Here is a 26,189-nt window from a genome sequence, read left to right as displayed (position 1 = left end):
TAATTAAAAGATCTTTTCCCATATTCAAGGCAGTCATTGGTGGCAACTATTTCAATTAAGACCGGTGATTGCCTTGATGCATGTCTAGAATATTGAGATATCATAATGAATGATTCAAAAAAACAGATGAAACTTTCTGTTATTAGTGGTTTATTTTGGAAATTTGCTGAAAGAATGAGTTCTCAGCTTGTTTCCGTCGTCGTTACCATCATACTTGCGCGGTTGTTGTTGCCATCTGATTATGGTACTGTTACTTTGGTTACGATTTTTATTACTATTGCGAACGTTTTTGTTAATGATGGCTTCGGTGTTGCTTTGATTCAGAAGAAAGATGCAGATGATTTAGACTTTTCTTCTGTTTTTTATTTCGGTATTTGCTTTTCTGTCTTCCTTTACCTTGTCATATTTTTTGGCATAGCGCCTGTTATTGCTGTTTTTTACAACATGCCTATACTAGTTCCTGTTCTTCGTGTTTTGGCTTTACAGTTGCCGATCGCGTCGATCAACTCTGTACAGCAGGCATATGTGTCTCGTAAAATGATTTTCAAGAAGTTCTTCTACGCCACGATTAGTGGAACTTTGATTTCAGCGGTCATTGGTATTAGTATGGCTTACTTTGGTATGGGTGTCTGGGCGCTTGTTGCTCAATATCTTACTAATACTATTATCAATACTTTCACCCTTCGTACGATTATCCAATGGCGACCTTCCTTGAGCTTTTCTTTCACTCGTTTGAAGGAGCTATTTCAGTATGGGTGGAAGTTGCTGCTGCAAAGCCTTATGGTGACGATTTATGGCAATCTTCGCAGTCTTGTCATTGGTAAGGTGTACTCAGCGAATGATCTTGCCTATTATGATCGTGGAAGTTATTATCCAAATCTGATTGTTGTTAATGTCGATGCTGCCATGAGTAGTGCGCTCTTTCCGGCCATGTCCCACGAGCAGGCCAGCATTGAGCGTGTCCGTGCCATTACGCGACGTGCAATCAAGATGTCTTCATATATCATGAGCCCGTTGCTGGTGGGCTTTGCTGCTTGTGGAACCACTTTTGTTTCTGTACTTCTTACCGATAAGTGGCTTCCGATTGTGCCTTTTCTGCAGATCATCTGTGTAAACCTGCTGTTTCGTCCCGCTCAAACTGCCTCGTTGCAGGCGATTAAGGCTATAGGCAGGAGTGATCTTGTTCTTAAGATGGATATTCCGATTCGAGTCTTTGGGCTTACAGCTTTGGTCATCAGTGTTCAATTTGGTACCATTTATATTGCCCTTTCTGAAGTTCTTGTTGGTATTCTTGGTGTAATTTTGTATAGCTTGGGATGTCGGAAAACTATCGGATACAAGTTAAAGAATCTCTACTGGGATTTTGTTTCCAATGTTCTTCAAGCGTTGATCATGGGTTTGATCGTTTTTTCTATCGGATATTTCGTTCATATTAACCATATTCTGCTATTACTGTTGCAGATAAGTGTTGGTGCTGTCTCTTATATTGTTATTTCCATTATATGTAAAAATAGCAATTTTTATTATTTGCTGAATACTGGAAAAGAGTTCTTACATCGTAAATGAAAGTCCGGATGTCATGTGCTGATCGCTAACGTACGTTAACGATACGCTGCTCATGCTGTCGCCTGCGGAAGCGATTGGCTCACGTCGTTTGTAGCGAATCCGCTCATCGAAATCCCCTTATTACAATGATTGTGTTAGTCTCGATTGCTCTTTTACAAGAAGAAGTAAAACTCGTGCAATCAATTTTCTGGTGAGGGGTTAGGTAGGTACTCCTCAGGCGCATAAAGAGAAATAGCTAAACGACAAGTGGGCTGGTTGTGCGTATGCAGGCTGAAACCTGTAATATCGCCATAGGTTTTATCATTTCATTTTTCTGGGCGGGGTCTGAGATTCTTCTTTACGGTCTTAACGGCGAGAAGGCGGAATATCTCGTTGCATACTACGCCGAGTTGACACCGAGAAAGGACAGTTTCTTTTTTTTCAATGCTTGTACTTGGTATCATATTTAGTATTAAAATGCGATACCAGAACCTTATTCGTGGCGTTGATCGCCGCCATTGAATGCTTATCGATGATAGTTTTACTCCAATTGAGTCAGTCTTCATGCCAAGTGCATTGATCGTTGCGGCCATCGCTAAAATCATCCACCTGTTGTAATGTATCCTCAACTAGCTCAAAGCGTTTTTTCTGCTTAACATCGGGATACTTTTCATGGTCTACATCGCTCGTGAACATGGATAATGGCCTTGCGTATGTCTTATGATCACCGTATAGAGCCTCATATATTACGAACATTTCGTGTGTTTCCGTATGCTCGGCAAGAGTGATTACTCGATAAAGGCGTCCTTTGAAGTGCTTGTATGTAGCGCCGCTTACGACTGTTTGAGAGCTCATTGTGATTTCAGTCTTTCTTGCTGATAAAGATTTCATACACTTTAATAATTTGAGAGACAAACATCCAGACGCATACGATTATACAAATGATCAAAGTGATTACGAGTCCAAAGCCGAATCTGGTGATATCAACGTCCGGAGTTGTGTCATAAAGCCAATACTTCATAAGGTCGTACAGGTGGCTTCCGAGTAGACCAATCAACAATGCGAGGAATATGCACTGTATATATACAGCTTTTAGTTCTCTGAATTGTGCCTTTACCTGTTCTTGCTGTTCTATTTGGTTGGCGCGTGCTGCGATTTCCTGACTTTTCTCTTCACAGATCTCTTCAATGATGTCTTCCTCAAGCTTTTTCTGAGCAGCATAAACATTTTCTTTTAATCCTTTATCCGCAAAATGAGCTCTAGCGAAATCGTCGATTAGTCTGTCAAGTTTTACGCTCATATATTAGTTCTCTCCTGAGAGTTTGCGCAACATGGCTTCGTATACCTGATTGGCTTCATCGGAGAGCTCATTTCCAAACTTGGCTCCTACGAACTCTATCTCATCCTGATAGAACGAGCCAGGCTGATTACGATACAGTTTGTTTTCACTTGGCTGATGTTCTAGCCGTTCAAAAATAAGTTGCCCGATGGAAAGGCCTGGAACCAGCATTACGTTATTGGGAGATGCATTTCTTAGACCCAAGCTTAGTGTCCCGGAATAGCTGGGATTGCAGTATTGCGGAGCAAGTAGCAATCCCATTCGGGTGTATCTGGTACGAGGCATGACCCGTGCGATTACGTTATCTGGAAGCGATATTTGTTCTGCAAGCGGACATAGTACGTACTGTCCTGGCTTTAATATGAGTCCTTCGGAAAGGTCCACTTTGGTATATCCATTATCAATGGATGGTTGATCATTCAATGTGACGACATTTGCAGTAACCGCGATTTCGTAAACTACAGAACCAATGGAAACATCATACGATGCTGCACTGAGCTTATGCTCGTTAAACGGAGAAATAAAGTTCTTGTTCTCCTTCAAGAGTTGACGAATATCCACATCGGTAAGCACCATATTGCCCTCGCAGTCGTTGCTGTTGCTATAACAGCTCATAATAGTCAACTTTCCTGAGCCTTGAGTACTTTACAACGATATGGGAGATCGACCGTTAGAGAGAGGGGTTCCTCTAACAGTCGATCTCTGTACTCTACCCTTCGCTGTCGTAGCGTTTGAGGGCGATGCGACCTTCGGCCACATCCTTGAGATGCTGGCCATAGGGGCTCTTGCCATATTTTTCAGCGGAGTCCATCAACGTTTCCGCATCGATCCAACCGTTCTGGAAGGCGATCTCCTCCACCACGGCGATCGGCAGGGTCTGCGCGCGCTGTACCGTGCGCACAAATTCACCAGCCTCGTACAGCGAATCCATGGTTCCAGTGTCCAGCCAGGCATAGCCGCGGCCGAGCGTACGTACACGCAACGTGCCGTCTTCGAGATACATCTTGTTCAGGTCCGTGATCTCCAGTTCGCCGCGCGCTGACGGTTTCACCTGCTTGGCGAATTCAGTCACACGATTGTCGTAGAAATACAGGCCGGTCACTGCATAGTTGCTCGCCGGATGCTCTGGCTTCTCCTCGATCGACACGGCCTTGCGGTTTTCGTCGAACTCGACCACGCCATACCGTTCGGGATCGTCCACATAGTAGCCGAACACCGTAGAGCCCTTGCCTGATTCGGCGTCGCGCACTGCGGCACGCAGTGTGCGGCCCAAACCGTTGCCGTAGAAGATGTTGTCGCCCAGCACCAGTGCGCACGGCTCGCCGTCGATGAACTCCTCGCCGAGGATGAACGCCTGTGCTAGGCCATCCGGCGACGGCTGCACCTTATAGGAAAGATGTACGCCATATCGCGAACCATCACCCAGCAGACGCTCGAAATTCGGCAGATCGTGCGGCGTGGAAATCACTAGAATGTCACGGATGCCCGCCATCATCAGCACGCTCAGCGGATAATAGATCATCGGCTTGTCGTACACCGGCAGCAGCTGCTTCGACGTCACCGTCGTCAACGGGTACAGACGCGTACCCGAGCCTCCGGCAAGGATAATACCCCTCATGGTTCTTCCTTTTCTTTCGTTTCTAGTCATGTCTCGTACGGATTCGAGTTACTTGGTGGCTCTCGAGTCGAGTTCTTTGACCACATATGCCTTGAGTGTCTGCTCCCAGTCTGCGGGCGTGAAGCTGGAGGCGCTGATCTTGCTGAGATCAAGGGCACTGTGCGTAGGACGAGGACTAACCGGGGCCTTCGCGTTTGCGAAGTACTCATCGGTGCTGATAGGACTGACCTTGTCGCCGTTGCCATTGGTCTGCTCGAACACGGTTGTGGCGATCTCTGCCCAGGATTTGACATTGCCGGAACCGGTGAGGTTGTACGTACCATACGGGGCACGTGTATCGAGCAGATGGAAGATCGCCTCGGCCATATCCGTGGTAAACGTAAGACGCCCATACTGGTCGTTGACCACGGTCACTTGCTTAAGTTTGTCATCAGGATCGGCAACGCGGTTGGACAGCATCATCATGGTCTTGACGAAGTTATGACCTGCCCCGATCACCCAGCTTGAACGCAGGATGTAATGCTTGGGGGTGTTCGCCACGGCGATGTCTCCCGCAGCCTTGGTCTGTCCGTACACTCCCAGCGGAGCAAACGGTTCAGATTCGGTGTGCTCCTCAACCGTGCCGTCGAACACATAATCCGAACTGATATGCACCAGCGTGAGACGATGTTCGGTGGCGATCTTGGCCAGCAAGGCGGGGCCCTGAGCGTTCGCCTTCCACGCGGCTACACGGCCTTCCGGAGTCTCCGCCTTATCCACGGCCGTATACGCGCCCGCGTTGATGATCGTGCCGTACAGGCTCCAGTCATAGCGCTCGTAGGCGGCAGGATCGGAGAAATCAAACTCATCGATGTCCGTGAACTCGAAGCCCTGCAGATCATGCTCGTCAACGTACGCGCGAATCGCACAACCCAGCTGTCCGTTCGCGCCGGTCACCAGCGTGCGACGGGGAGCCATCGGCTTGGCGTCCTTGAGCATCGGATGATGCAGATCGGCCTCGGAACGCTCCGACTCCTCCAACGGGATCGGCCACTGAATACCCAGCTCGGGATCTGCGAGATTCACGAACGTGTACGTCTTCTTCTGCTCAAGACTCCAATACGCATTGACCAGATACGTGTACACCGTGCCGTCCTCGAGCGCCTGGAAGCTGTTGCCCACGCCGCGCGGCACATAGATCGCACGACTCGGATCCAGACGGGTTGTGAACACCTGTCCGAAGCTCTCGCCCGGACGTAGATCCACCCATGCGCCAAAGATCTCGCCCGACGCGATCGAAATGTACTTGTCCCACGGCTCCGCATGGATGCCTCGAGTCACGCCCTTCGTCGCATTGAAACTGATGTTGTTCTGCACCGGACCGAAATCCGGCAGACCCAGCGCGGTCATCTTCGCACGCTGCCAGTTCTCCTTGAACCAACCGCGCGAATCGCCGTGTACCGGCAGATCGAACACCAGCAGTCCCGGAATATTCGTTTCCGTGACCTTCAATTCCTTTTCAAACGCAAAACCCATGATCGATCTCACTGCCCCTGCTGCTTGTACTTCGCCTCGGTTGCCGCCTTGACCGGCTCCCACCAATCACGGTTGTCCGTGTACCAGGCGATCGTCTTCTCCAGACCCTTCTGGAAATCTGTGTGTGTGGGCATCCAACCCAGCTCGGTACGCAGCTTGGTCGAGTCGATCGCATACCGGCGGTCATGGCCCGGGCGGTCACGCACCCAATCGAAATCGTCGGACGGCTTGCCCATCACCTCGAGGATGTCGCGCAGCACGGTGATGTTGTTGCGCTCGCCATCCGCGCCGATCAGATACGTTTCGCCCAGACGGCCCTTCGTCAGGATCGTCCACACGGCGGAGGAATGATCCTCGGTGTGGATCCAGTCGCGCACGTTCAGGCCGTCGCCATACAGCTTCGGACGGATGCCTTCGAGGATGTTCGTGATCTGACGGGGGATGAACTTCTCCACATGCTGGTACGGGCCGTAGTTGTTCGAGCAGTTCGAGATCGTCATCCGCACACCGAACGTGCGATGCCATGCGCGCACCAGCAGATCCGAGCTTGCCTTCGTGGAGCTGTACGGGGAGGACGGGTGATAGGGGGTCTCTTCGGTGAATCGGGCAGGATCGTCCAGCGCCAGATCGCCATACACCTCATCCGTGCTCACATGGTGATAGCGCACATCGTACTTTCGTGCCGCCTCCAGCAGACGGAACGTGCCCTCGACATTCGTTTTGAGGAACGGTTCCGGGTTCGCGATGCTATTGTCGTTGTGCGATTCCGCGGCGTAATGCACGATCGCATCATGACCCGGCACCAGCCGGTCCAGCAGCTCCGCATCACAGATGTTGCCATGCACGAACTCCACGCGATCTCCCAGAATCGTGCGGATGTTCTCCAGATTGCCGGCGTATGTCAGTGCGTCCAGTACGGTGATATGCACGTCGGGATGGTTGTTGTATACGTAATGCACAAAATTTGAGCCAATGAAACCGCAGCCGCCGGTCACGATAATGTTTTTCGGGATAAAACGCTCTTCAGCCATGCCCCCTATCGTATCGAAGGGTGCCCCCATATGAAATCATTCATTCCGTATGACGGGGGTTTGTGTAATCTGCTGTTTGTTGCCTTGATTTTCTGATTATTGTCAGTTTGAAGTGGGTAGAGGGAAAACTTCCTTAAAGTGAGAGGGGGTTAAATGGAATACACCCGTTCTTCCATGGGTGAACAGGGGGTATTGTTCGGTTTATGCATCATTCAGTAGGCCCGAGCAGAATACGCTCTCTGGGTTCCGGATCGATTGTCCGTGGTTTTGTATAGCACCATGCTTGATGGTGAGAATGATGTATCGCTGTATTGTGCAGAACTTAGCGAGATTTGTGCCGTGTGGAGCGATACATACGGTTCTGCCGCATGATGGCTAATCGAGACGCGGTTGTTTGCCGCATCCACACAGGAGCAGTGGGATGACGTAGAAGGCATATCCCTCGAACTGGACGTAGAGGCAGGCGCTCATGGAATGACCGCTGTCGGTAGGAGATCTAAGCGGAGACTTACCACTGTTCGTTCAGTGCGGCTAAAGCAGGGTAGAGGATTCGGGAGAAGTACGGTAGGCCGGACTGTTGTAGCATAAATACATAATCTTCCGGGGTCTGAGGATATTCCTTGTAGCTCAGAAGAGCGGCATGGCAAATCCCTGCAACGCGACCTGGGGCGAGATCGAACACATCGAGTAGGAAATCATCTGGATGCTTGGTCTCGATGTCGAGCGGTTCGGTGGATGATTTCGGGAAATCTTTAAGATTGAACGTCACCAAAGTCTGTGCGGGGGAGTGATCGGCTGCGGCGAGGACGTGCCGATCTTTTTCGTCGCAGGTCATTTTCTGTATAAGATTTTCGTAGCCGGTTATAGTAGCATCGGGGAAAGCAGCAGTCATGGCATAAATACGTCTATCGGCTCGTCTCTTTCCGACTCGCGGCACCAAGTTCTTGTGTAACTCGGAAAGTACTCCTTCCGACCAGTACGGAGTAAAGAATCGTTCTTCCGCAAGGCGGAGGATGAGATCGTTGACGATTTCGCCGTAGATAGTGCATGTATCGAAAAATACGGGAAAGCTCATGACTGCTGCTTCCTTAATGTCGATAGGCGAACCGTTACGATGCTAGAGGATTATCGAGTGTAGCTTGCGGATTTTCGTCCGCAGCGAGGTCGTCGAACGTGTTCACGTTTTCGCGGTGTCGTGCCTCTGCGTACTGCTGCAGATCGGCGAGTGTGACACGACGATGGCGCCCCACCTTCTCGAATGGAATCTCTCCCCGTTCCAGCAGTTTTACCAAAGTAGGGCGTGACACCCCTAGAAAATCCGCCGCATCCTGCGTGGTGAGACTGGTGTCATATGGGGCGACAAAAACGGCTCTGCCGCGTGACAGCTGGTCGGCGACTTTCATCAGAATGTCTGCGAGCTCCGGGGTGAGCGGGCGATCCGGCTCTCCGGGCACCTTGAGCGAGGCCACGGGAAAGTCCTTCTGTGAAGCCATCTCATCAAACTTGTGGTCGATGGTTCCCTGTGAGTCCTCCGTCAAGCTGGACAGTGCTTCTTTGATGTCGATGAGTTGTCTGCGGTCTTCCGTGTTGGGCAAGTATGTCGTGGAATCCTTGGAAATGCTACGTGTCCCCATACCGCCCTTCTTTCGTCTTGAATATTCCGCAGTGGATGAATAGATATGCCCAGTATGGCACATAAACGAAATATTCGCAATTTTTTGCGGAGCTGGAATACCGTGTGAAGCTCCTAATCGAGATGCGGTTGTTTGCCGCATCCCCACAGAAGCAGTGGGAGGGCGTAGAAGGCATATCCCTCGAACTGGACGTAGAGGTAGGCGACGAGCAGCAGCCAGCAGACGGTGGTCTTGTTCCAGGCGTGGGCGTGGGTTATGCGTTCGATGATCAGCGCCACCAGAGCGGCAAAACCGATGACGCCGAACTCGCCGAGGAAACTCGTGTAGGCGCTCATGGTGAACATGGAATCGGGATTGATGCCGGCGTACCATTGATCGGCTTTCGTGGGGTCAAACTCCCAGGATCGCAATGCGTGAACGGCGGTCTCGGCACCGAGGTGCGTGGCGTCGGACAGGTTGCCGGCGCCGAAACCGAACAGCAGGTTCGCCGGATGCTGTGCCATGCTGCACAGCACGCCAAGAGACTGCCAGATGCGAGCGAAGAACGACCCATCACCGGCCGCCCCGTTCGAGGCGATCGACGACAGACGACTGTTCAGCGCCACGGCTAGGATCCCCAGCGCGACCGTGCCGAAAAGTCGCAGGAGGCCACGTTTCATCGCATCTCGTTGCCTCCAGGCAGTCGACATCACAATCACCAACATCAGTGCGACCAGGGAATCCAGCACAATGCGTGTTCCCGCTCCCATGACCACCGCGCCCACCGCAAACGTGATGATCAGCGCCGCAAGGTTGTAGGCCAGATCCGGTGCCCGCCGACGCAGCAGCCAATACAACGGCAACAGCACACCGAACAGATGCATGCCGATATAACTCGGCTCGGCGAACAGGAACTGCGGACGATTCCCACCCCACTTGGAATCGGCGGTGATGTATTCACGGCTCATGAGATGGCTGAAATAATCGCGGATCACGGTGATATCCAAGGACACGGCCACGCGCTGTATCACGCCAACCGCGAATGCGAGCCAATACACGGCCAGAAGAATATTGATCATGGGCCGCCAGGGGAGACGCTTTCGCTGAATCGCGATCCGCAAGGACAGCGCACACGATACCGCCGCGGCGATCGCAAGCAGCGAGTTCAGGGCCTGTGTGGGGTGGATCCCCGTGGTGATCCAGCCCACGCAGGAGCACCCAATGATGATGATCGCCGCTGCGGTGGGAGACGGGTTGCGTTCGACCATCATCCGCAGTCGGGACCATGCGTTGAGGATCATATCGGGGATGGCGTTCGCACCGGTATCCTTGATGGATTCTGCCGTATCAGAGTCATCACCGGACGAGTCGATCATCAACGAATCGGGCAGCACGCTCCGCCAATTCACCGCTGCATACAGCAGGAACAGCCACGGGCTGATCGGGGTCCAGAACGGCATGTACACGCCGATCACCGTGCCATCCACCGGAAGCATCGCCAGCGCGAGGTAAAACAGATAGTCGGATCTGTCCCGGATGATGATGGAAAACGGCATGGGAGGAGCCCCTGTAATTCGTGACGTGATATTGCGATACCCACCTGATCCCGGCGGACGCCTTGCTACGTGCGAGTATAGCAACGCACGTATAACACCACGAAAGCGGTTTTTTTGGGGGGGCGAACCCTAATCCGTGATGCCACCGGCCATGCGAATATACGCGGCGTGCTCCCGCAAATACTCTCGAAGATACGGTATGGCAAAATCAACTTTTCCGTATCCGCGTTCTTCGATCACCTGTGCTTCGATAAGTCGCATTCGATACATGTTGGCGTATTGCGCGTCTTTTCCCATACGATTGGCGATCGCTGCAGTCGAGGACGGTCCGTCGTCCTGGGCCATTGCCAGCAGGTATGTTTTGTCAATGGGAGAGAGCCCATCCAACTCCGGACCATGCACGGTATCGCCTAACCTGCTGAGAGCGTCTCGGACTCCGGTCTCGGCATCCTCGATTGTTACCGTGATGGAATCCTCCTGTTGATGACGGCGTTTGGCAACTCGCCAAATGTGGTATCCCACCAATTGGATCATGAACGGATATCCAGCGGTCGCATGCGTGGCGTGGCTCAGAGCTTCGCCTTCGAGAAGCATTCCAGTGCTGGTGAAGGTATCGGTGAAGGCTTGGGAAACATCCGTCAGCGGGACATCTCCCAGCCGTTCCGGTTGCGCCCGACGCAGGAATGTCATGACATCGTCGTTCAACCATTTTGAAGCCATCGAAGGAAGACCGGCGAACACAAAAGCGATATTGCGGTCTTCACTGGTCAAATGCTGTACGGTCGTGGCGATGGCGACCATGTCATCCCGGTCCGCCGCCTGGGCTTCATCGATGGTCACCAAGAGTCCGTTGCCACGTTTCTCCAATACATCCAGACGCTCGCTCATGGCTTCTCGCAGCGTTAACGGCATACGGGATTGCTCGTAATGAACACCGCCCAAACTGCCGCCCATGCTCATTACGCTAATGGACGGTTCAAATGAGAAACTGAGATTTCCCTTCTTGGGTCGCAGCTTTTCCAGTAAGCGTTGGGCCATGCCTTTGGATGCAGTTTCACTGATGGTCTGCCAGCCCTGCTGTTCGGCCATGCGGCGGAATTCCGTAAGCATGACGGTTTTCCCGGTACCTCTGGCTCCGGTGATGCGCATAAGGCGGCCGGGGGCGCCGGACCCGTTGTCGAGTCCCTCCTGGAAGTCGTCAAGAATGATGTCGCGTCCGATCAGGACCGGCGGGAGATGGCCGGCACTCGGTTTGAACGGATTGGTGATCCTAGACTTCGGCATGGCTGCTCCCAAATATAAAAGTTTATAAAAGAATATAAAACATTATAAACAGCCTATCGTCCCTCGGTCGTCCTGCCGGCGCTCTTCCGGCAGGTAATGAAAAACCTTCCGGAGAGCGGGTTCGGCGTTCTCCGGAAGGCGTGTGTACACAGGGGGGAGCAGGTGATCAGGCGGTGGCGACGGTCTTCTTGCGACCGCGGCGCTTCATCACGCCGGCTTCGGCCTTGGTGGCGTCGAAGATCACGGCCTTGTCGTTCGGATGGGACTCACCCAGCACGGACTGGTAGGCGACCTGATCTTCCGGAACCTCGGCGATCTCGAAGAACTGCTTGATGGCCTCCACCACGGCGGCGTCACGCACGGTGATCGACGCGGTCTGCTTACCTTCGCCCTTGCTGAACTTGATGCCGTTATCCGCCTTGGCGGTGGTCGGGGTGATGGCGATCTGCTTGGTGCGTTCATTGATCAGCACCTTCACGAATGCCGGGTAGCCAAGCACCACGGCCGTGGCCTTGTTGAACCGTACGGCGTTATCGGTCACCGTCATCACGATCTTGCCGACCGGCTTGACCAGACGGACCTCTTCAAAACCCTGCAGCAGTGATGCCATATTCGGCTCCTTATCGATCAATGGGTATGACGTATTCATTGTCAAGTATATGGGAGGGATTTCCCATTCGCAGGACATTATGCAATTCAGGGTTTTCCGGCGTCATATTCGTCGGGAATTTACTTCCGACACAGGTGTCGGCGGTTCTCTTGGCAGTACGGTAGTGTGCTTGACAATTGGCATGGCAAACCAAATCGTGACGTGGACTGTGACAAATCCAGGTACGACAAACCGGAGCGTCGAAAACGCCGGAATCACCGGACCATATGCGACACCAGAAGAATGGCGGAACCCTTGACCGATATCGCACAATCTGCAGATACCGAACACTCCAGGAATCGAGGCATGCATGCCGCGCGATATGTCATCAGACTGATGGCCGCGGCTTTGAATAATGACGGTTTCCAGACCGGATCATCGTCGAAGGTATTACGAAAACCAGCGGATGCGTCATGGCAGCAGATATATGCCATCATGTCGTTTCACGGCGTGGAGGCATTGTGCCTGACGGGGTTGTCGACAGTCATGACCGCTGACATGATCGCCGATATTCCACAGGAAATCATGGACCGATGGCGTCACGCCGCCGATCTGACGCTGTACCGTCAACTCGCATTCGACGCCGAACGCAACGCATTCCTCGAGGAATTCTCCGCTGCCGGATTGTCATGGATCACATTGAAAGGCATCGATATCGCCACGTATTATCCCCAACCGGGACTGCGTTCCATGGGAGACCAGGATCTGGTGATTGGTTTCGCGAGAAACGACAGTGGAGATGGCGACGACACGGATGACGCTCGCCGCTCCGAGACCGTTATTCGCCGGGTGATGACGAACCGCGGGTACACCTGCGATGCCGACTGGGATCGTGAATTGAGTTTCACGAATGCGCGGAACGGCTTGCATTTCGAATTCCATCGCAAAATCACATCGGAAGGCGAACAGCTGGAAGGATTGTATTCCCGTGCGGTGGTGGACCATTACGCCGATCCATGGGCGCTCGCCATGCCATACGGAATCGGCGATCAATCCGCAACTGCGGCAGCCAAGACTACGGCATCACGTTCGGAACCGGTCCGGCATGGGCGAGGCTATCGACTGACACCGGACGAGGAATATCTCTATCATGTCGTACACATGTGGAAACACTATAATTCCGCCGGATTCGGGCTGCGATTCCTTGCCGATACCCTAGTAATGATCCGCCGATATGAACGTGAATTCAACACCTCATATATCCACACCATGCTCGAAACTCTGGGGATATCCGAATTCGAAAACACCGTGCGAAACCTCACTCTGGCGGTATTGGGATCCACGACCGGCACATGGAATATCGGAACGCCGGAATCCGCCATGCTCCGCGAAATCGCGGCAAGCGGCGTATACGGTACGCAAAGCATGCGAATCGAAAAGCGGATCAACCGCCGTCTGACGGAAACCGTCAGTGACAAGTCGTCGGGAACACCGGCAATGCCGGGTGCTACGCTGCCAACACAACCGCCGTCCGGCAGCCGGTTCGGCGGCAGCCGGTTCGTACTGTGGTACTGGTGGCGTCGGGCGTTCCCGGACAAGGCGTGGGTGGAGCAGTACCATCCACGATGGTCGAGTCTGCCGGCGCGCCTGACCATACTGCCGCTGATACGATTGAGCGGAGCGTTACGGCATCGGCAGGCACTGTCGGAGGAAATACGCCGGACTCTGCGACGACGCCGTCCGCGGCGACGATGACGGATCCTGCATCAGCGTGACGCCCCTTCAACAACCAACACCATCAATAACAACATCAGCAACGAAAGCGAGCAGCCATGCGGGTGAACAACGGTTTCGTCATGCGCGACGTGGCCGGTCAGACGGTGATCGTGGCCACAGGCGAAGCGTCGAAAAACTTCAACGGCATGATCAAGGTGAACGAAACCGGACGCATCGTCTGGCAGGAACTGCTCGACGGATCCGATGAGACGACGATCGTCGATCGCATCGTCGGCCGATTCGGTGTGGACCGCGACGTGGCTGAATCCGACGTGCACGCATTCATCGACGACATGCGTCGACGTGGATTCCTGAGCGAATGATCCGCGGATGACCGACCGCATCGAGAACGTGCTCACGAGCGAAGGCCTATTCGTCAACACCACGGCCGGAGTGAGCATGTGGCCCATGCTGCGCGACCGGCGTGACGTGATCGTGATCCGACCATTGCGCAACGGAGAACGGTTGCGAACCGGCGACGTGCCGTTGTATCGCGACGGCGACCGATACGTACTGCACCGCGTGGTCGGCGTGCACGACGGATGGTACGCGATTCGCGGCGACAACTGCCTACCCACCGAACGGGTGACGGACGACCGGATTCTCGGCGTGCTCTGTGAGTTCCATCGAGGCGCACGGCGGGTGAGCGTGAAGTCGCGCGGATACCGGATGTACTGGCGATTCTGGCTGGCGGTATGGCCTGTACGGAAACTCTGGAAGCTGGTCCATGGGGGTTTGCTAGGCTTACGGCCTTAATGCCCCCGAAGTAGTGTGTGGGGGCATGGAAGTAAAGGAAGATTATGACCGTGAGCAACGTTTACGAAGCCCCAGCCATGACCGTTATCGAATTCGGTGCATCCGACGTGGTGCGTACCAGCAACAGCTACCCGAACTACATGCCCAACCCCGGCGACAATGTCGGAAACCAGAGCGCCGAGGATCTTTTCGGACAGTACTGATCAGTACTGATCAGTACTGATGATTGACGGTATCGGTTGACGATACCGATTTTCGACGGTGCCGACGGATTGACGGCACTGTTTTTTCTGATAATGCCGATTGCTGATGATTCCTGATATCAGTACGGCCATTGCACATACGCGACAGTGAATCGTCGCATATTTCCAGTCAGTCGTCGCATGGTCATAGTCATCGTGCGACGACGAACAATTGAACGAGGAAGAGGGAGCTGCATGCGTCACCACGCACGTCACGCCATCATCACCACAGCAGTGGCATCCGCATTGAGCGCGGTGCTCTGCGCAACATCATTCATCGTGCCCGTTCCGGCGCTCGCCGACGAAACGGGCACATCATCCAACCAGCAGCAGACGGGGAACGCCACGGACGGCAATACGCCGACCGATGCCACGACGGACGGTGACAAGTCCTCCGTCGTATCAGGCAACAATGCCGGCGATTTCAACGATTCCGGCACGAGCGGTACGACAGACGCGGAGAAGAACGCCGACGCCGGGGCCAGCCTCGGCGCCGCGCCCGTTGTCGAATCCGTAGCCAACGCGGCCGAAACCGCCAGCATCACCATCAACGGCACCAGCTACGACACGCTCAAGGCCGCGCTCGCCGCAGCGCCGAACAACAGCGTGATCGAAGTGGCCGGCGCGTTCGCGATCACCGAACGTCTCACGCTGGAAACCAACAAGACCGTCACGATCCGCGCCACCGCAAACACGACGATCACACGCACGGCGGGCATCCACATGATCGCCATGGGCGCGGGCACCCTCAACCTTGAAGCGGCGGACGACGCCACCTTCACGCTCGAGGGCGAAAACCTCGCGTCCGGATTCTCCGGCATCTACGCCGCGGGATCCGCACGCATCACACTCGGCAAGAACGTCCGATTCGTCAACTTCCGCGCCACCAACCTCAACAAGGGCGTCCTCGAACTCGGCGGCGGCACCGTCGTGTTCAACGGCGGCGTCATGAGCGGATGCACGGGCGGCGTGACCGTGGGCACCAACGCCACGATCGAAATCAACGACGGCACGGTCAACGCCGTGACCATGGCCGCCGCCGCAAACCTGCGCATCGGCGGAGGAGCACGAGTCGACGAGAAGATCACCCTCAACGGCACCGCCAAGATCACCGTGACCGCAACGCTGACTGCATACAGCGAAACCGCGCCGCTCACCCTGTCGGCCGCATCGCTTGCCGTGGACCGCGTGGTGGCGACCTTCCCCGACCAGAAGACCGCAGAAGCCAACCTCACCCGCATCCGGGCCGTGGACGGCAAAGGCGTCGCCGCACGACTGCGCGTCAACGCCACGGCCATCGTCGTCGGACGGGAATACGAACTGCTTGATCAGATCAACAACCCGTACACCGACGGACTGGAAACCACGGTCATCGACGCACTCAACAGCGCCGCAAAAATCAAGCAGGCGCGCAAAAGCCTCGACGACCTGCCCATTACCGAAGCCGAGAAAACCACCTACAACACCAGACTCGACACCCTTGACGTCAAACGGCAGTATCTGGACAAGCATCGCGAGGCCGTGGAGGCATCCGTGACCGAGGTCAGTCGTCTCGGATACCCCTCCACCGAACAGAACCGCACACTGCAGGGTTACATCTACGACAACACCGACTTCACCGGATTCTTCATCCGGCCCGGCATCAAGGCCACATTCCGTATCTACGTGCAGGCCGATGATCCCGGCTCGCTGCGATGGGCCTACCGGCAGACCGGCCAACTCGACGCCAACAACCCCTATCTCGTGCTGGCCCACGACCAAAGCGGACTCAACAACGGCATGAACGAAGTCACGGTCGACACCACCGGGCACACCGTGGGATACTCGCTGGTCATCCGCAACTACAGCACGACCAGCAAGGCATCCATCCGCGTGGAGGACTCCGGAGCCGACATCGACCATCCCGTCGTCGGCGACAACGTGGGACAGTACCCTATCTACATCCACGACGAGAATCATCCCGAAGCGTTCTGGACATACGTGCAGAAGCTACGTGAATACGCGAAGAACGTGGATACCGTCACCGGATTCACCGGCAACCTCGCCGATGACAACACGCTCAACGCCGACATGACCGGCATGCGATTCGGCCGTACCATGTTCGGAGTACGCGCCTCATACACGGCCAACACCACGCTGAAGAACGTGACCGACGAGGCCAGCGCCATCGCATACGTGACCAAGGCCAACGAAGGACTGAACAGTCGCCTCGCGTACTTCGACCACCTGCAGGGATTCGACGCGGACGACCCCGACCCGGTGCAGCATCCCACCAACATGCGCATCGTCATCGAAGCGTCCAAGAACCTGACCAATCCGTCGTACTACTTCGCATGGGTCTACATCCAGCACATCCACGAAGGCGACGTTCCCGGCATCCTCAACGACACCAACCCGCATTCCTGGGGCGTGGACCACGAATACGGGCACACGCTCGACATCAGTCCCATGGTCGTCTTCGAGGAAACCAACAACCTGTTCGCCATGTGGGGACGACGCCGGCAGGAAATCCGCAACATGAAGGCGGAAGACCGGGAATACCGGATCACCACCTACCATTCCGGAATCCACGGCGCGGCGCTCCGCAACTACCGCACATACCTCAACGCAAGCCTGACCGACGACACCGCGACGGCGAACTGGGGCGACGTGTTCCTGGCCGTCATGCTGCGATGGCAGGTGCTGCGGTACTTCGACGACTACGACTACAACGACGGATACGATCATGATCCGCAGATGGTCGAACAGATCCGCGCATACGGCACGCTCGGCACCATGTACCGTCTCATCCGATCCGAACCGACCCGATACAACGGCGTCGGTGATAACAAGCGCGACCGTATGGTGGCGGCCGTCAGCGAAATCACCGGATTCAACATGGCCGAAGCGTATGAGCGCATGGGGCTGACCGTCGGCGATGCGGCACGGGAATACGCGGCGAAATGCCCGTCGTTCCCGAGGCCGATCGAATACTACACGATCGCCAGCGATGCGCAGGAGATCAACGGCGCCAAGGCCTACGACACCAACGCACTGCCCACCCCGACCGTAAGCGCAGTACGTAACGCCAACGGCGGACTCGACATCACCGCAACGCTGAGCACAGCCGACGCCACCAATACCACCGCATACGTGCTCAACGCCGATGGCAAGCCCGTGGGATACTCCGTCGACGGCACATTCACCGTCGACGTGAAGGACACCGACCGCGTGCCCGACTATACGGTGACCGCCTACGACGTACGACTCAACGCCAGCAACGCCGGACGACTCAACAGCGGCGTGGACGTGAAGCTCAACGTGCGCATGATCGGCGGTGGTGTTGGTGTGGACGGTGCCGTCGATTCCGGCATCAAGGCCACGGTGACACCCAAGGACAGCGGCATCGCGCCCTACGACGTCACGCTTCACGACGGCGAAATGACGTTGGAAAACGTGCCGACCGCCACGGTGACGTTCACCGGCGGCAACGACTACACCGTATCGCTCGAATCCGTGACCGTCGACGCCTACGCATGGGACGGCCGCACCGTATCGGTGGCGCTGGTCCGCAACGACCTGACCGACGCCATCGGCACCACCGACCGTCCGCGAATCCGAACCGAGGAACGCGACGGCACGATGGCGTTCGTCATCAGCGCCGCAGCCGGGGCGACCGGCGACACCGAAGTGTATTACACGACCGACGGCAGCGAACCCACGGTCGACAACGGCACACGACTCGACATGAAGACGGAGGAGGCCGTGGTAGCGCTCGCCGGCAGTCCAGCGATCGTCAAGGCGCGCGCCTACGCATTCGGCACCGGTCTGAAGCCCAGCGAGGTGGCCGAATCCAGCTGGACCGCCACACAGAAGGCCACGCTGCGCAGCGATATCTGGAACATGGGCAAGGCGTTGTCCCTGCTGCCCGGCGAATACACCGGTGCGGATCAGCTCGGCGAGCTCTTCGAGAACATCAAGAGCTTCTCCCTGCCCAAGGGCTACCGGATCTACCTGTATGGCGTGGATCAGGCCGGCACGGCGAAGGAATTCGTGTTCGACGCGACGATGAACTGGTTCGGCTACTACGTGGTCAACTACAAGATCCACACCGTGCGGATCGAGGTGCTGAACGTGCCGACGCTGGATTCGTACACGGTGAAGTTTGACAGTGGCGCGATTGATGGTGCTAGTGACGGCGTGATCAGCGGAACGATGAACGATCTGACGCTTCACCGTGGCGTGACCGGTCCGTTGCCCGTGCCCGCCTACCGTGCACCGGGCTACCGCTTCGACGGCTGGAAGGACAGCGCCGGCAACATCTATCAGGACGGTCAGAACGTGGTGGATCTCGCCGCGGCGGGCAAGAGCGTGACGCTCACCGCCCAGTGGCGTGCCGATGGGTGCTCCGATGGCGGCCAGTGTGCCGTGGACGCGTACCGGTCCGGTAAGGATTCGTCGACCTGGACGGCTCCCGCCGCTCCTGCCAATGGTGACGGTGACGGTTCCGGTTCGACGGGCGATGGCATGACGTTCGCCGGCTGGTATGTCGACGCAGAGCACACGATTCCGTTGCCGGACCGCGTGACCAGCGGCAGTGCCTACGCGAAGTTCGTGCCCGTGAGCGATGTGATCGGATTCAAGGGCGGGTCCATGCGCGCCGACTTCTCCGACACGTCCGGCAAGGTCGATTATGCGAGCACCAGCATGCGACTCGGCTACGCCATCACCCCGACCAGTGGTGCCATGGTGACCGCATGGGGATGGAAATACGGTGCATCCGCAACCAATCTCACCGGATCGGCGATCGGCGTGAACAAGATCGACGGTGCCGACAACGACGGCTCGTTCATCTCCAACCTTGTGGTCAGGGGCTTCGCCAGCAGAAACTATGCACGGACGGTGTATTCACGACTGTGGGTCGACTACACCACGGTTGACGGCACTCCGGTCACCGTGACCGACGGTGTCCGCTCCCGTTCGATCCAAGGCATCGCACAGGCGATTCTGGCTGACGGCTCGGGTGCCGGCGACGAGGAACGCGAGTACGCGCAGGGCATTCTGGGACAGATCGGCGTGACGACGGACGGTGAATCGGCTGGTGCCGGTGCCGGTGGCGTTGGGAAGTCCGACGACGGCGGGAAATGAGGTGAGGCGCGATATGCATGATATTGAACAGCTGAAAGCCATGGCTCTGGAACATCGCAGTCTGCTGCTGCGCATTGTCGCCGTAATCGCCACGGTGATTCTGGCGACAGCGTTGGGATACGTGGCATGGCATGCGATGAGCGGTGCCGTCGGCGCATCGGGGAGTGATTCGTCCGCGGCGTCACGGACGATCATCCCGGAGACCAAGAGCGGCAGCGCGGACAATGACGTGACCGAGGAATCGGTGTTCGGCGGCGATCAGACGACGGCGGGCACGACTGCGGCAGGAGCAGCGGGTGCAGCGGATACGGCGGATGTGAAAGGCCCGTCGTCGGCTGCCGATGCCGCCGGCGAGTCTGCGAGTAAGCGGCTGGCCGACGGCAGCGTGACCAGCAGTGGACGATTCCCCGGAACCGGAACGTCGGGTGGTGTCATCGATACGGATACCGACGGGGACAGCGGTTCCGGAGACGTCGTTGGCTCCGGCGGCGTTGAAGACGAAACGGAAAGCGGGCGCGATGAATCGTCCGGCGACGGCGAGTCCGGCGGCGACCATACCGGCGGCACACCGACCGAGGGCGGGCTCGTCGTGGACCCGGACGGCAGCCGTTGGACCGGCTACTACTGAGGCACTGCTGAGATGCTACCGGGGTACTGCGGCAGGGCAGGTCAGTCATGGTGAACTCATTCACGATGCGGATCGCGGGACTCGTGATCCGCATCAATCACATCCACGACTCCATACGCGAATTATGCCGTGATTATGCAATCGACTCTGCGGGCTCTGCAGATGGCGCGTATGCAGATGGCGCGGTGACATCGCAAACGATGCCGGACTGCACGATTTCAGTCACCCGGCAGATGATCGAACGCGAACGCGAACGCGAGCGCGCCGACGCCGGGATCTGGCCGGACGACTATCTGGAGACGCTGGCCGTACTGCGCGCGATCGCGGAACGATTGCCGGCGTTGAACCGGACGGTATTCCACGGTGCCACGATCACATACAAAGGCCGGGCGTATGTATTCACCGCGCCCAGCGGCACGGGCAAATCCACGCACATCCGGCTATGGCGGCGATATCTGGGGTCGAAGATGCAGGTGATCAACGGGGACAAGCCGATTCTGGAATTCGTGGATTCCGGCGCGGATGCTGATGTGGACGCTGCGGTGATCGCTCATGCCACGCCGTGGGCGGGCAAGGAAGGCTGGCAGACCGCGCAAGCGCATGCGCCGTTGGGCGGCATATGCATCGTGACGCGTGGAACGCGCAACATCTGTCGGCGCATCGATCCGCAGACGGCGCTGCCGTGGCTCATGCCGCAGATCTATATGCCGAATGATTCAGCGGCGGCGATACATACTCTGGACCTCATGGATCGGTTGATCCGGAACGTTCCGGTGTATCTGCTGGACTGCGATATCAGCGAGGCGGCCGTGCATGCCAGCCGGTCGGCGATGTGCGGCGAGGGATAAGGAATGGGGCGTTTCCGGTGCAGAACGTGACGATGAACATGAATGCCCTTGGGTTTTTCTAGCGCACTGTCATCAGGGGGATTCTACTTCGGGGGTAGGCGAGTGGGGGTTATGGAAGGGTGTTTCGCGAGGTGTGGGCTGTTCGCCGAGTGTGGGGTGATGTGCCGGGCGATGCAATTGTGAAATGCAAAAAGGGACGGGGCCGAAGCCCACGTCCCTTTAAGGAAGACGATCGCTGAAGACTCAGCGGTTCATGGAGCGACGCACGGCGAACACGGCACCACCGGCGACGGCGAGCGCGGCCACGGCGACCATGTACGGCAGCATCACGGCACCGGTCTTGGCCAGCTTGTTGGAGCTGGAGCTGGTGGTGGCGGAGGAATCCGTGGAGGAGGCACCCTCGCCCGTGGCGGGGGCCTTCACCGTGGCGGAGCCGATGGACTGGGTGGCGCCGGTGGAGGGGTTCTCAGCGTAGGCGCTGAACGTTGCGGAGGACACGCCGGACTTGAAGATGTACTTCAGCGTGGCGGTGTGCGGGGAGGTGGTGCTCAGGGCGAACGGACCCCAGGTCTTGTTGGCGGCCTGAACGATGTTCTCGACGAGCGTGTCGTCGGCGGTGACGTACACCTGGGTGTAGCCCTGGTTGTACAGATCGTCGGTAACGGTGACGGTGACGGTTGCGGTGTTGCCGGAGACGGACGGTGCGACCGTACCGTAATCCGCGGCGGATGCGGCCGGTGCCAGAGCGAACGCGGCAAACATTGCCACGACGGCGGCGAGCGCGGTCATCACACGATTCTTAATGGAAGTCATGATAAACCCCTACTTCTTTCCTTGCTGGATGTGATGCGCAAGCGCATGTTCCAAGACGGCAAGTCAATATCTGTGTACAGAACGTGAGTATATACCCCCGTTGTGACCACCACAATAGAGGTGGGTATATGCAGGACTGATATGAGGGTGTGAATCGTTGCGAATACGGCGATTGCAACTGTGATTCCATGTGTGCAAACAATGGACACCCCTAAAGGAGAGGGGCATTGGCTTGCCGTGATAGGGACTGTGGTGGGGGGGTGTCGCCTGTTCTCGGAACCCTACTGTTCCAACGATTGTTCCAACGTTTTGGCGTAGGTGGCGCAACGGGCGGCGAACCCGGAGAACACCGACTCGGCCATCGGATGCAGACGGGGATTGTATTCGGCGAAGTCGTCGCGCATCTTCGAGATGTCGGACTTCTTCAGGTCCTTCGTCATCTCCGGCGTATTCAGCCACTCCTCGAACAGTGCGGAACCGACCTCCAGATGGAACTGCATGCCCAGCGCGCTGCCCACGCGGTAGGCCTGGTTCTTGGTCAGCGGCGAGCGGGCCAGCAACTGTGCGCCCTCCGGCAGCGACACCACGTCATTATGCCAATGCAGTACGGTAAGCTCCTTCGACCACATCGAGAAGTAGTCGTGACGGTCGACGCGCGTGATCGGCGCGAACCCGATCTCCGGCTCCTTGCCGGGCTTGAGCTTGGCGCCCAGCGCGGTGGCAATGATCTGATGTCCCAGACACACGCCCAGCACAGGCTTGCCCACGGCGATCGCGGCCTTGGCGATCTTGCCCTCGGTCTTCAATCCCGGATACTTGTCATAATCCATGGCACCCATCGGTCCGCCCATGATCACCACACCGGCCACCTCGCTGAAATCAGGAAGATCGGGCTTCTTCTTTTTCGAGATGTTCAATATCTGGGATGGAACTTCCAGTTCATCGAGATTGTCAAGAATCCGACCGGGCTTTTCCCAGTCGACGTGCTGAAAAATCAATACCTGCGGCTTCGACATATTCACTATTTTTACACTTCGCATGTAACTTACGGAATCGTCTTGTGCATGTCGGTGAGAACGAATACCCTCGGGAATATGACAAGTACTCCAAAACCGCTTGATTTCAACGATTCCGTGGCAAAAGGCCTACGCCTGTACGACACCGCCACGCACGACATCGCACCGTTCGAATCCATCCGACCCGGGGAAGTCGGCATCTACGTGTGCGGTGCCACCGTGCAGAGCTCGCCGCACGTGGGCCACATCCGTGCCGCCGTGGCGTTCGACGTGGTCCGCCGCTGGCTGCTGCGCCTCGGATACAAGGTCACCTTCGTGCGCAACGTGACCGACATCGACGACAAGATCCTCGACAAGGCGCGTGCCGCCGGCCAGCGCTGGTGGGAGCGCGCCTACATCTACGAGCGCGAATTCACCGAGGCGTATGAGACGCTCGGCGTGCTGCCGCCCACCTACGAGCCGCGCGCCACAGGACACATCCAGGACATGGTCGACCTGATCCAGCGCATCATCGACAACGGACACGGCTACGTGGTGCTCGACGCCGACGGCAAGCCCACCGGCAACGTGTACTTCGACGTGGCGAGCTGGCCGCGCTACGGCGAGCTCACCCATCAGGAGTCCGGCACCAAGCCCGCCGCCGACGAAGCCGCGGCCGTGGCCGACCGTATGGGCCCCAGCGTGGACGAGACCGGCCCGGACAAGTACAACCCCGTCGACGCAGCTGACGCCTCTCCCGACAAGCACGATCCGCGCGATTTCGCACTATGGAAGGCACCCAAGGACACCGATCCCGAGGACGCACGCTGGAAGACCCCCTTCGGTGTGGGGCGTCCGGGATGGCACATCGAATGCTCCGCCATGAGCCACCGTTACCTCGGCGACGACTTCGACATCCACGGCGGCGGTCTTGATCTGCGCTTCCCCCACCATGAGAACGAGACCGCGCAGTCCCGCGCCGCCGGCTGGGGATTCGCCCACCACTGGATGCACTCCGCGTGGGTGACCCAGAAGGGCGAGAAGATGAGCAAGTCGCTCGGCAACGGGCTTTCCGTGCCCAGCGTGCTCGCCGAGCACAGCGCCTGGGTGGTGCGATACGCGCTTGCCTCCGTGCAGTACCGTTCCATGCTTGAATGGGGAGAGCAGACGCTGAACGAGGCGCAGGCGGCCTACGACCGCGTCTCCAACTTCATTGAGCGCGCGGGTGCGGCGATCGGGGAGCAGCCCTCCCGCGATGAGATCCAGTCCGTGGGTGCGGGCGACCTTCCCGCGGACTTCGTGACCGCCATGAACGACGACATCAACGTCGCCGGTGGAGTTGGTGCCATCTTCAGCGCGGTACGCGCCGGCAACACACTGCTGTCCAAGCTGGAGGACGCCGCCGACAGCAAGGTCGCCCGCGCCGAGGTGCGCGGCGTGCTGGTGTCCGTGCGCGCCATGCTCGATACGCTGGGACTTGATCCGCTGGCCTCGGAATGGGCCTCCGGTGGCGATGGCGGTGACGGCAAGGAGCATGAGGTGCTCGACACCCTCATCTCCGAGCAGCTGCAGGCTCGCGCTGAGGCTCGCAAGGCCAAGGACTACGCCCGCGCCGACGCCATCCGCGACGCACTCGCCGCGGCCGGCGTGGTGATCGAGGATTCCCCCGCCGGCTCCACCTGGTCCCTGAAGTAGGGGAGCCCTCACCTGTCATTCCAATGTCCTGTGGGTCCGTGCCGAATCCACAGGACATTGCTGTATGTGCAGGTTGGCGGGCTGGCAGATCTGGAGAACATGTCGCCGCTTCCCCAACCGGAGGGTGGGAATGCGGCTTGACCACTTTCTGGATGATGGGCGATCTATTTTCGCTTCGCTGGGCAGATTCGCCCGATTGCCGAGGTTAGACCAATGCACAAGGCCAAATCCGCCCAACGAAAGTGGTTTATGCATGTATTCACCAGAGAAGATCCCCAAAATTACGGGATTCAATCTCAGGCCGGCAAATTACACTGCAGTGTGTTATGCCGCCAACGCCGTCCATCGCTAAGACGTTCCAAGAAATCCCAAAGGGACGGGATTGCGGTGTCGAGAAGGAGGACCGACATGAAAATCTATAACTTCCTGGATAACGACGATGTTCAGGTTGTGGCCCAGCAGGGCTCATTCCAGGTGATCGAATGGAAGCGCGATCTCTCAGTGAGCTACGGCGGTGCGACCGCCGCGTATTTCGCATCCGAAATGAATGTGCGTCGACGCCAGCTGGTCTGCACATTGGATGGCCGCATGGGCGTGATCCTGCAGGCCGGGGCCATGCAGTGGACCGCAGGGCATATCGAATCCACCACGGGCGTGAAGGGTGTGGGCGATCTCATCGGCAAGATGGCGCGCGGCGCGGTGACCAAGGAGTCGGCGATCAAGCCTGAATATGTGGGAGCCGGTCTGGTGGTGCTTGAGCCCACCTATCGTCACATCCTGCTGATCAATCCCGTGCACTTGGGCGGTTCCATGACCGTGAACGATGGCCTGTTCTACGCGTGCGAGTCAACGGTCCAGCAGCAGGCCGTGATGGTGTCACGTCCGAGCGCCATGGTGGCCGGAGGAGAGGGACTGTTCAACCTTGCCTTGAGCGGGCAGGGGGCCGTGGCACTGGAATCGCCGGTGCCTGCCAGCGAATTGGTGACCATCGATCTGGAGAACGATGAACTGAAGGTGGATGGCAACTTCGCCATCGCCTGGACCAGCAGCCTGCAGTTCACTGTGGAGCGCAGCGGCAAGTCCCTGATCGGCTCCGCGGTCAACGGCGAGGGGCTGGTGAACGTATATCGAGGCTCCGGCCGCGTGCTGCTCGCCCCGGTGGCGGCCCCCACATTCGGCATCAATGCCGGCACGGGCACGGTGTGACACCTCTTGGGTC

At 57.1% G+C, this 26,189-nt stretch carries 23 protein-coding genes; 10 read left to right on the top strand and 13 right to left on the bottom strand.

Annotated elements, in window-relative coordinates; genetic code table 11:
* Positions 1-105 precede the first annotated feature (105 nt).
* On the top strand, positions 106-1,566 hold the full coding sequence (locus BTIS_RS00755) for a lipopolysaccharide biosynthesis protein (RefSeq protein ID WP_094661745.1): 1,461 nt from the start codon (positions 106-108) through the stop codon (positions 1,564-1,566).
* Positions 1,567-2,100: 534 nt separating this feature from the next.
* Here BTIS_RS00755 and BTIS_RS00745 read toward each other — a convergent pair.
* The 11 genes from BTIS_RS00745 to BTIS_RS00695 all read right to left on the bottom strand — a co-directional run bounded on the left by BTIS_RS00745 (position 2,101) and on the right by BTIS_RS00695 (position 12,111).
* Entirely contained in the window at positions 2,101-2,400 is a 300-nt protein-coding gene (locus tag BTIS_RS00745) for a DUF1653 domain-containing protein (protein WP_094661743.1), read from the bottom strand.
* A gap of 7 nt (positions 2,401-2,407) precedes the next feature.
* Positions 2,408-2,845, bottom strand: coding sequence for a hypothetical protein (locus tag BTIS_RS00740; protein WP_094661742.1), 438 nt, complete (start codon positions 2,843-2,845; stop codon positions 2,408-2,410).
* Between the two features lie 3 nt (positions 2,846-2,848).
* On the bottom strand, positions 2,849-3,499 hold the full coding sequence (gene dcd, locus BTIS_RS00735; RefSeq protein ID WP_094661741.1) for a dCTP deaminase: 651 nt from the start codon (positions 3,497-3,499) through the stop codon (positions 2,849-2,851).
* A 94-nt stretch (positions 3,500-3,593) separates the two neighbouring features.
* The gene (gene rfbA, locus BTIS_RS00730) at positions 3,594-4,502 is read right to left on the bottom strand and encodes a glucose-1-phosphate thymidylyltransferase RfbA (RefSeq protein ID WP_094661740.1); all 909 of its coding nucleotides are present in this window, start codon (positions 4,500-4,502) and stop codon (positions 3,594-3,596) included.
* Between the two features lie 48 nt (positions 4,503-4,550).
* Positions 4,551-6,017, bottom strand: a complete 1,467-nt coding sequence (locus BTIS_RS00725) for a sugar nucleotide-binding protein (protein ID WP_094661782.1) — start codon at positions 6,015-6,017, stop codon at positions 4,551-4,553.
* Positions 6,018-6,025: 8 nt separating this feature from the next.
* Positions 6,026-7,048, bottom strand: a complete 1,023-nt coding sequence (gene rfbB, locus BTIS_RS00720) for a dTDP-glucose 4,6-dehydratase (protein WP_094661739.1) — start codon at positions 7,046-7,048, stop codon at positions 6,026-6,028.
* 508 nt (positions 7,049-7,556) lie between these two features.
* Positions 7,557-8,123, bottom strand: coding sequence for a PIN domain-containing protein (locus BTIS_RS00715; protein WP_094661738.1), 567 nt, complete (start codon positions 8,121-8,123; stop codon positions 7,557-7,559).
* A gap of 34 nt (positions 8,124-8,157) precedes the next feature.
* The gene (locus BTIS_RS00710) at positions 8,158-8,643 is read right to left on the bottom strand and encodes a helix-turn-helix domain-containing protein (RefSeq protein WP_223848217.1); all 486 of its coding nucleotides are present in this window, start codon (positions 8,641-8,643) and stop codon (positions 8,158-8,160) included.
* Between the two features lie 152 nt (positions 8,644-8,795).
* Entirely contained in the window at positions 8,796-10,217 is a 1,422-nt protein-coding gene (locus tag BTIS_RS00705) for a hypothetical protein (RefSeq protein ID WP_094661736.1), read from the bottom strand.
* A gap of 129 nt (positions 10,218-10,346) precedes the next feature.
* A complete protein-coding gene (locus BTIS_RS00700) occupies positions 10,347-11,501 on the bottom strand; it encodes an ATP-binding protein (RefSeq protein ID WP_094661735.1) in 1,155 nt (384 codons plus the stop codon).
* A gap of 166 nt (positions 11,502-11,667) precedes the next feature.
* Positions 11,668-12,111, bottom strand: coding sequence for a hypothetical protein (locus BTIS_RS00695; RefSeq protein WP_094661734.1), 444 nt, complete (start codon positions 12,109-12,111; stop codon positions 11,668-11,670).
* A gap of 282 nt (positions 12,112-12,393) precedes the next feature.
* Here BTIS_RS00695 and BTIS_RS00690 point away from each other — a divergent pair, with 282 nt between their 5' ends.
* From BTIS_RS00690 to BTIS_RS00665, 7 genes are all read left to right on the top strand, one after another.
* A complete protein-coding gene (locus tag BTIS_RS00690; RefSeq protein ID WP_094661733.1) occupies positions 12,394-13,845 on the top strand; it encodes a nucleotidyltransferase family protein in 1,452 nt (483 codons plus the stop codon).
* 77 nt (positions 13,846-13,922) lie between these two features.
* A complete protein-coding gene (locus BTIS_RS00685; protein ID WP_094661732.1) occupies positions 13,923-14,189 on the top strand; it encodes a PqqD family protein in 267 nt (88 codons plus the stop codon).
* A 7-nt stretch (positions 14,190-14,196) separates the two neighbouring features.
* Entirely contained in the window at positions 14,197-14,622 is a 426-nt protein-coding gene (locus BTIS_RS00680) for a S26 family signal peptidase (RefSeq protein WP_094661731.1), read from the top strand.
* 50 nt (positions 14,623-14,672) lie between these two features.
* Positions 14,673-14,825 (top strand): hypothetical protein, encoded by a 153-nt coding sequence (locus BTIS_RS11800; protein WP_158216801.1) that lies wholly within the window; start codon positions 14,673-14,675, stop codon positions 14,823-14,825.
* 234 nt (positions 14,826-15,059) lie between these two features.
* The gene (locus BTIS_RS00675; RefSeq protein WP_094661730.1) at positions 15,060-19,991 is read left to right on the top strand and encodes a M60 family metallopeptidase; all 4,932 of its coding nucleotides are present in this window, start codon (positions 15,060-15,062) and stop codon (positions 19,989-19,991) included.
* Positions 19,992-20,004: 13 nt separating this feature from the next.
* The gene (locus BTIS_RS00670) at positions 20,005-20,619 is read left to right on the top strand and encodes a hypothetical protein (protein WP_094661729.1); all 615 of its coding nucleotides are present in this window, start codon (positions 20,005-20,007) and stop codon (positions 20,617-20,619) included.
* 185 nt (positions 20,620-20,804) lie between these two features.
* Positions 20,805-21,467: a hypothetical protein gene (locus BTIS_RS00665; RefSeq protein ID WP_143248826.1), complete on the top strand. Its 663-nt coding sequence runs from the start codon at positions 20,805-20,807 to the stop codon at positions 21,465-21,467.
* 243 nt (positions 21,468-21,710) lie between these two features.
* Here BTIS_RS00665 and BTIS_RS11795 read toward each other — a convergent pair whose 3' ends face one another.
* Both BTIS_RS11795 and BTIS_RS00655 read right to left on the bottom strand, forming a co-directional pair.
* Entirely contained in the window at positions 21,711-22,280 is a 570-nt protein-coding gene (locus BTIS_RS11795) for a hypothetical protein (protein WP_094661727.1), read from the bottom strand.
* Positions 22,281-22,561: 281 nt separating this feature from the next.
* Complete coding sequence (locus tag BTIS_RS00655; protein ID WP_094661781.1) at positions 22,562-23,296, bottom strand: type 1 glutamine amidotransferase; 735 nt, start codon at positions 23,294-23,296, stop codon at positions 22,562-22,564.
* 78 nt (positions 23,297-23,374) lie between these two features.
* Between BTIS_RS00655 and cysS the strand changes: the two genes are divergently transcribed.
* Together cysS and BTIS_RS00645 are read left to right on the top strand one after the other, a co-directional pair.
* On the top strand, positions 23,375-24,970 hold the full coding sequence (gene cysS / locus BTIS_RS00650; RefSeq protein WP_094661726.1) for a cysteine--tRNA ligase: 1,596 nt from the start codon (positions 23,375-23,377) through the stop codon (positions 24,968-24,970).
* Positions 24,971-25,378: 408 nt separating this feature from the next.
* Positions 25,379-26,176 (top strand): AIM24 family protein, encoded by a 798-nt coding sequence (locus tag BTIS_RS00645; protein ID WP_094661725.1) that lies wholly within the window; start codon positions 25,379-25,381, stop codon positions 26,174-26,176.
* The last annotated feature ends 13 nt before the right edge of the window (positions 26,177-26,189 follow it).

The sequence above is a fragment of the Bifidobacterium tissieri genome (assembly GCF_002259645.1).
Classification (GTDB): domain Bacteria; phylum Actinomycetota; class Actinomycetes; order Actinomycetales; family Bifidobacteriaceae; genus Galliscardovia; species Galliscardovia tissieri.
The sequence above is the reverse complement of the archived record's forward strand: the minus strand, read 5'-3'. Positions and strand labels throughout refer to the sequence as shown.